This is a genomic window from Sphingopyxis sp. (assembly GCF_019459305.1).
GTDB lineage: Bacteria > Pseudomonadota > Alphaproteobacteria > Sphingomonadales > Sphingomonadaceae > Sphingopyxis.
Genome location: NZ_JAIBES010000131.1, coordinates 1 through 6,553, shown reverse-complemented (window position 1 = coordinate 6,553; position 6,553 = coordinate 1). Strand labels below are relative to the sequence as shown.

8 protein-coding genes are annotated in these 6,553 nt (G+C 66.4%); 3 read left to right on the top strand and 5 right to left on the bottom strand.

Annotation, left to right across the window (positions count from 1 at the left end):
* The 3 genes from K0M74_RS15555 to K0M74_RS15545 all read right to left on the bottom strand — a co-directional run.
* A partial coding sequence (locus K0M74_RS15555; RefSeq protein ID WP_293974454.1) for a thioredoxin domain-containing protein occupies nt 1-624 on the bottom strand: 624 nt, incomplete at its 3' end.
* Between the two features lie 36 nt (nt 625-660).
* Nucleotides 661-1,377, bottom strand: coding sequence for a thioredoxin domain-containing protein (locus tag K0M74_RS15550; protein WP_293974450.1), 717 nt, complete (start codon nt 1,375-1,377; stop codon nt 661-663).
* A gap of 17 nt (nt 1,378-1,394) precedes the next feature.
* Nucleotides 1,395-1,979 carry a DciA family protein gene (locus tag K0M74_RS15545; protein WP_293974447.1) on the bottom strand — a complete coding sequence of 195 codons (585 nt, stop codon included), beginning with the start codon at nt 1,977-1,979 and terminating at the stop codon, nt 1,395-1,397.
* Between the two features lie 14 nt (nt 1,980-1,993).
* On the opposite strand from K0M74_RS15545, the gene K0M74_RS15540 reads away from it, so the two are divergent.
* The 3 genes from K0M74_RS15540 to nudC are packed head-to-tail and all read left to right on the top strand — an operon-like array spanning nt 1,994 to nt 5,186.
* Nucleotides 1,994-3,034, top strand: coding sequence for an A/G-specific adenine glycosylase (locus K0M74_RS15540; RefSeq protein ID WP_293974444.1), 1,041 nt, complete (start codon nt 1,994-1,996; stop codon nt 3,032-3,034).
* Nucleotides 3,035-3,036: 2 nt separating this feature from the next.
* Nucleotides 3,037-4,317 (top strand): serine hydrolase domain-containing protein, encoded by a 1,281-nt coding sequence (locus K0M74_RS15535; protein ID WP_366932680.1) that lies wholly within the window; start codon nt 3,037-3,039, stop codon nt 4,315-4,317.
* A complete protein-coding gene (gene nudC, locus K0M74_RS15530; protein WP_293974438.1) occupies nt 4,317-5,186 on the top strand; it encodes an NAD(+) diphosphatase in 870 nt (289 codons plus the stop codon). The genes K0M74_RS15535 and nudC overlap by 1 nt, the downstream gene beginning before the upstream one ends.
* 188 nt (nt 5,187-5,374) lie before the next feature.
* Here nudC and K0M74_RS15525 read toward each other — a convergent pair whose 3' ends face one another.
* Nucleotides 5,375-5,797 carry a DUF2497 domain-containing protein gene (locus K0M74_RS15525; RefSeq protein WP_293974435.1) on the bottom strand — a complete coding sequence of 141 codons (423 nt, stop codon included), beginning with the start codon at nt 5,795-5,797 and terminating at the stop codon, nt 5,375-5,377.
* A 77-nt stretch (nt 5,798-5,874) separates the two neighbouring features.
* On the bottom strand, nt 5,875-6,553 hold a 679-nt coding region (locus K0M74_RS15520; RefSeq protein WP_293974432.1), incomplete at its 5' end, for a TolC family protein.

Sequence of the window (6,553 nt, the reverse complement as noted above, 5' to 3'; positions counted from 1 at the left end):
CCCCGCATGGGTCCCCTTTTCCCTCGCCCCAAATTTGCCGACCTTGGCCAGGCCCGCGTGTCTCGCCGGGGGGGGTCCCCCGCGCTGCTGGTAGAATTGATCGATGCCCCAACCCTTGGCGAGCGCGGTAAAGCGCTGTTCGGGGGGCAGCTGCATCGCCGCTTCAATTCCCGGCTGCGGCTTCTGCGCCCCGGCAATGAAGGCTTCATGTTCGAGGAAGGTCGCGTCGGCGAGCGGGAAAAAGCGGTCGGGGCCAGCGCATTTCGCGATTGCACCCGCGATCGCGTCGACCGGATGTAGCATGAACGGGGTCAACTTGTACGACACGCGGCCGGTGTCGACGTAGTCGCGCTTGAGCTCTTCGTGCGAATCCTTCGTAAACTGCGCACAATGGCCGCACGTAAAGGCGCCGAATTCTTCGAGTTTGATCGGTGCTTCGGGGTTGCCCATCACCACGCCGTCGCCGTCGAAGCTGACGACCTGCGACCAGCTTTTGCCCGCGGGGGCCGCCACCTTGGCGACGACATCCTGTTCCTTGGTGGTGTCGCTGGCACCGCCGCCGCAACCGGCCAGGGCGAGCGCGCCAAGCGAAGAGAGAAGGGCGATACGAAGCGATGCGGTCATGATGTGCTGTTCTCCGGAAACAAGATAGGCGGGCTTTTACGATCCCTTGATCGCGAGGTCGAGTTTCGATTTGAGTGCCGGCCAGGCGACGACTTCGGCGTTGCGGCCGTTGATGAAAAATGTCGGGGTGCCGCCGACGCGATCGGCGCCGCGCCCGATATTGGTCATCCCGGTGAGTTCGGCCTGCGCAACCTCGCTGTCGAGCGCGGCGTCGAGCTGCGGCTGCGTATAACCGCGTGCGCGCATCAGCGCGGCGAGCCCGGTGTCAGCGGCGATCTTGCGCGCGCGTTGGGCGGTGGTGCCTTCGAACCAGCTTGTTTTCTGCGCGTCGGTGGCCTTTGTCACCTTGGCCATCCAGGTGTCGAAAGCGGTAAAGATCGCCTGATGGTTGCGCGCGAACGCGGCAGGGCCGCCACAGCGGGCGAGCAGCGCCGCGGTCATATCGACCGGGTCGCGCACCAGATTGCGATATTCGAACAGGACAAGGCCGCGGTCGATATACTGCGTCTTGAGCGGTGCCGAGCCCAGTTTCGCGAAGTCGGCGCAGACGTGGCACGTGTAGCTGAAATATTCGACCAGCCGAACCTTGGCTGCCGGGTTGCCGACAACATGGGCGCCGATCGGGCTGGTTGTTACCTTCGATGACCAGAGCGCAGCTTTGGCTGGCGTCGCGGCGATCAGCGTCGCCGCGGCGCCCGACAGCGCGAGGATGGCGGTGCGGCGATCGAGCGAGGTAGCGTCAAATGCGGCCATCTGCAGCGGGTCTTTCTTCAACTGATCCGGGGAGGTTTGGGCGCGGCGGCCAGTCCTGCCGCCATGCGTTCGAGCACGGTGCGCAGTTCCGGGTCGCCGATGTCGCGCAGGCTGTCCCCCAGTTCCGCGGGTACGGGTTTCAGCATGGCTGGTGGCTGAACGGGCGCCGCCGGGGTTACGTGACCGTGGGTCATCCGCACCTGCGCGACCGCGGCATAGCCAAAGAAGCGATTGACCGCGGCGATGATGTCGGGGGCGACATGCTGCAACATCGGCGCGTGCGCGCCGCTGATCGTCAGGTGCAGCGTCCCGCCCGCCTTGGCGCCGACCGGAAAGCGGATCATCGCGGGCTGGGTGACGTCGGCGAGCCGGTCGCCGACAATCTCGCGCCAGCGACTGACCACCGAGCTCTGGATAAAACCGAATTTGCGAAAGGCGGCGCGGCCGATTTCGGGGACAAGGTCGGAGATCGCGCGCGCTTCGCCGCCGCGCGGGCGTTCATAGACGCGCACCGGCGCCTTGGGCTTTTTCGCCCCTGCCTTCGCCGCCGCCTTTTTGGCGGGCGGGCCGTCGCCGCTGTCTTTCGTCATCGCGGGTGCCATGCCATAGGCGGGGGGTGAGCGTCCAGACTTCCGAAATCGATGAGCATATCGTTCGCGACTTCGCGCCGCGCGTCCTGGCGTGGTACGACGCCTCGGCGCGGGCGCTGCCGTGGCGGATTGCGCCGGGCAGCGATGCAGTGCCCGATCCCTATCGCATCTGGCTGGCCGAGGTCATGTTGCAACAGACGACGGTCGCCGCGGTCGCGGGCTATTTTGCGCGCTTTACCCAATGCTGGCCGACGGTCGCCGATCTGGCGGCGGCCGAGGATGCCGATGTCATGGCTGCGTGGGCCGGGCTGGGCTATTATGCCCGCGCCCGCAATCTGCTCGCGTGCGCGCGCGCCGTCGTCGCGGAGCATGGCGGGCGCTTTCCCGAGAGCGAGGCGGCTTTGCGCGCGCTGCCGGGGATCGGCGACTATACCGCGGCCTCTGTCGCCGCGATCGCGTTTGGCCGACCGGCGGTCGTCGTCGATGCCAATATCGAAAGAGTCATGGCGCGCCACCGCCTGATCGAGACCCCGCTGCCACTCGCCAAGCGCGAAATTCGCGCCGCGCTGGCGCCGCTGGTGCCGCAGGATCGACCGGGCGATTTCGCACAGGCGCTGATGGATCTGGGCGCAACGATTTGCACCCCGCGCAGCCCAGCCTGTGCAATCTGTCCGCTGATGGCCGATTGCCGCGCGCGCGGGCGACCCGATATCGAGCGGCTGCCGGTCAAACCGCCGAAGAAAGCCAAGCCGCGTCGCCACGGGCTGGCGCACTGGATCGTCCGTGAGGAGCGGGTCTGGCTTGTCCGCCGCCCCGACAAAGGCATGCTCGGCGGGATGCGCGCGCTGCCCGGCGGCGACTGGACCGATACGCGCCCGACCGAGTCGGGCGTCGCAGAGGTCGATCATGGCTTCACCCATTTCGACCTGACGCTGAAGCTCGTGCATCGCGAATCCCGCGATGCCGCAGCGGAAGGCGAATGGTGGCCGATCTCGGACCTTGACGCGGCGGGGCTGCCGACGCTCTATCGCAAATTGATCGACAAGATGCTGGAGAGAGACGGATGAACATGATGGTTTCGCGCCGCGCGCTGCTCGGCGGTCTGGCGCTGGGTGGCAGTGCCGCGCTCCTGCCGCGCGCTGCGTTCGCATTCAGGGAAAGCGGGGCGCAGCTTTACCCCGCAACCCACGCCTTCATCAAAGGCTTCGTCGACCGCCGCGAACTCGCCGGCACCCTCGCCGCGATCGGCAAGGGGCAGGGAACGCCCGAATTTTTCGGCGCCGGGGTGCAATCGCTGAGCGACCCCGTGCCGGTCGGTCCCGACACGCTGTGGCGGCTCTATTCGATGACCAAGCCAGTGACGGGCATCGCGGCGATGCTGCTGATCGAAGACGGCAAGATGAAGCTCGACCAGCCGATCGCCGATTTCCTGCCCGGCTTTGCCCGGATGCAGGTCCAGAACACCCCCGACGGGTCGATCACCGACCTGCGTCCGGCGAAAACCCAGATTACCGTGCGGCACCTGCTCACCCACACCGCGGGGCTCGGCTATAACATCATCCAGAAGGGGCCGATCAAAAAGGCCTATGACGATGCCGGTATCGTCGGCGGTTCGGCGAGCCGCTTGCCGATCCCTGGCATGGCGCCGGTGACGCCGGCACCCAGCCTGGCGGCGATGGCCGACCGGCTGGCGGCGCTGCCGCTGATCTACGAACCCGGCACCCAGTGGAGCTATTCGATCAGCCTCGACCTGCTCGGCCGGGTGATCGAGGTCGCTGCGGGGCAGCCGTTCGACGCGTTCCTGAAAGCGCGGCTGTTCGATCCGCTGGGCATGACCAGCACGAGTTTTCAGGTCAGCGCCAAGGACGTCGAGCGTTTCACGACCAATTACGCACCCTATGGCGGCGCGCTGATCCCCTTCGATCCCGCGACCAGCTCGATCTATCTCGACCCGCCGCCCTATCCGTTTGGCGGCGGCGGGCTGGTGTCGAGCGCACGCGATTATGACCGTTTCCTCGCGATGCTGCTCGGCGAGGGTGCGACCGGCGAGAAACGCGTGATGAAGGTGGAGACCGCACGGCTTGCGATGTCGAACCTGATTGATGACAGCGTGAACCGCAAAGGGACTTTTATCGACGGTCAGGGCTTTGGTGCGGGCGGGCGCGTGTCGCTGCCGAGTTCGCCGGGCGGCGCCGGCATTTTTGGCTGGGCGGGCGCCGCGGGGACGATCGGCTTTGTCCACCGCGGGCTGGGCTATCGCGCCGCGGCCTATGCGCAATATATGCCCTCGGGCGCGCTGCCGTTTCAGGAGAAGTTCGGCGAGACCTTTTTCAAGGATGTGATCGCCTGATGCCGTTGCCGCTGGGCTTTACCGGCGCGCGGCTCGACCGCGCCGACCAACTGCGCAGCGATTCCGCCCGCTTTGCCGCGGCGCTGGCCGACCCGCGCGCGCGCTGCTTGCTGCTCGACGGGATCGATTGTGTGCCGGGCGAGGGAGGTGGGTTGTGCTGGGAACCGCTCGATCCTGCCGATGATCGCGCGCTGATGCTGCTCGGTATCGACGACGCGGGTGTTCCGCATTTCGTCCGCGAGGCGCCGACAGGCGCGCGCATCGACGCACGCTCGCGGACCGTCATGCGCCTGCTGCCGCTGCTGTCGGGCGAGGAAGCGGCATTGTACGGCGGCGCACGCAGTCTGGTCGACTGGCACGCGCGGCATCGTTTCTGCGCCGTATGCGGTACGCCGACCGAGGTGTTCCGCGCCGGTTGGGGGCGGCGCTGCGGTAGCTGCAATGCCGAACATTTCCCGCGCGTCGATCCGGTCGTCATCATGCTTGCCGAATGCGATGGGCGGGTGCTGGTCGGACGGCAGGGCGGGTTTCCGCCCGGCTTCTTCTCGGCGCTGGCGGGGTTCGTCGAGCCCGGCGAATCGCTAGAGGAGGCGGTGGCGCGCGAATTGTTCGAAGAGGCAGGTATTCGCGTTTCCGACGTAACCTATGTGGCGAGCCAGCCCTGGCCTTTTCCGTCGTCGCTGATGATCGGCTGCCGCGCCGTCGCGACCGATCCGGCGCTGACCCTCGATACGACCGAGATCGAGGCGGCGATGTGGGTCGACAAGGCGGAGGTGCGAGGCGCGCTCGCGGGCGACATGGGCGCGCCGTTTCTGGCCCCGCCGCCGCTGGCGATCGCGCGTTACCTACTCGAGGATTGGGCGGGGTAGATAATCCCTGTCGCGTAGCGATGGGGAGGGGGACCGTTCGCGAAGCGAATGGTGGAGGGGCCGTAACCTTCGCGCCAAAGCCCCTTCGTCAGCGCTGCGCCTCCGGTGCAGTTTATCCTGAGCGCGTGCAAGGCAGCCGAAGGGCGCTGCCACTTCCCCATGGCTTCGCCACAGGGAGGATTATGAGATTAAATCCGCCGCCCGGTAATCCGGCTGATTTCCTTCGCTACCATCGTCTCGACCAGCGGCGGCAGATTGCTGTCGAGCCAGTCTTTCAGCATCGGGCGCAGCGCGTCGAGCACGACATCCTCCATCGTGCGGCCCGCAGCGGCAGGCGCCGCAACCGTCGCGGCGGCAACTGCGGGTGCGATCGCGGCGGTTAACGCCTCGAGTGATTGGCGCGCCGCATCGGCACTGGCTTCGGAAACCAGCTCGTCAGCCGCGGGCGCAGCTTCGGCGCCGTCATCTTCTTCGTCGTGCAGATCGAGAATATCTTCGGCGACCGCGGGCGTGATTTCGCGTGCCGCACCGGGGGCTTCATCGCGTGCGATCACGCGCCTGATCGACGACAAGATATCTTCCATCGATGGTTCCCGCGACATATCGCCCATAACCAACCCCCTAAACCAACGCGATTACCGGATGGTTAACTATGCTCTTACCGATTTGGGGCGAGTTTTGCCAAGCTTTATTGTCGCGGCAGTGCGGGCGGCCCAACCGGAACGCTGGCGGTTGCCGCCGGGACAGCGCGGGTGTCGGTTGCCTGCTGCTGCGGCGCTGGGTCGTCGGCCCAGTCGAAGATCTGGCCTTTGACGCGCTGGTAATTGACCTCAGGGTCATAAAGCGCGCCGCCCTCAATCCCCAGGTCGCGCGCTTCGGCCTTGCCCATCGCGGCGAGCACCGAGAAGGCGGCGACATAGCTGTTACGCTGCGCCGACACCAGCTGGACCTGGGTGTTCAGATATTCCTGTTCGGCATTCAAAATGTCGAGGATCGAACGCGTGCCGACGCTGTTTTCGGCGCGCACGCCCTCCAGCGACAGGCCGTTGGCGCTCACTGCCTGCTGCGTTGCGGCGATGATCTGCTCGTTTGCGCGCCAGGCGGCATAAGCGCCGCGGGTCTGGGCGATGACGCTGCGTTCAACCTCGACGTAATTTTCGATCGCCTGGCTGGTGCGCGACTGCGCCTGGCGCACCTGCGCCGACGGACGTCCGCCCTGAAAGATCGGGATCGTCAGCGACAGTCTGGCCGATGCGCTTTTCGTGGTATTCTCGGACGTCGGGTCGTTCACCGAATTCAGGTTGTTGTTGTACCCGCCGCTGGTCGTCGCTGACAGCTTGGGCAGCCGCGGGGGGGGCGCGCCGCCG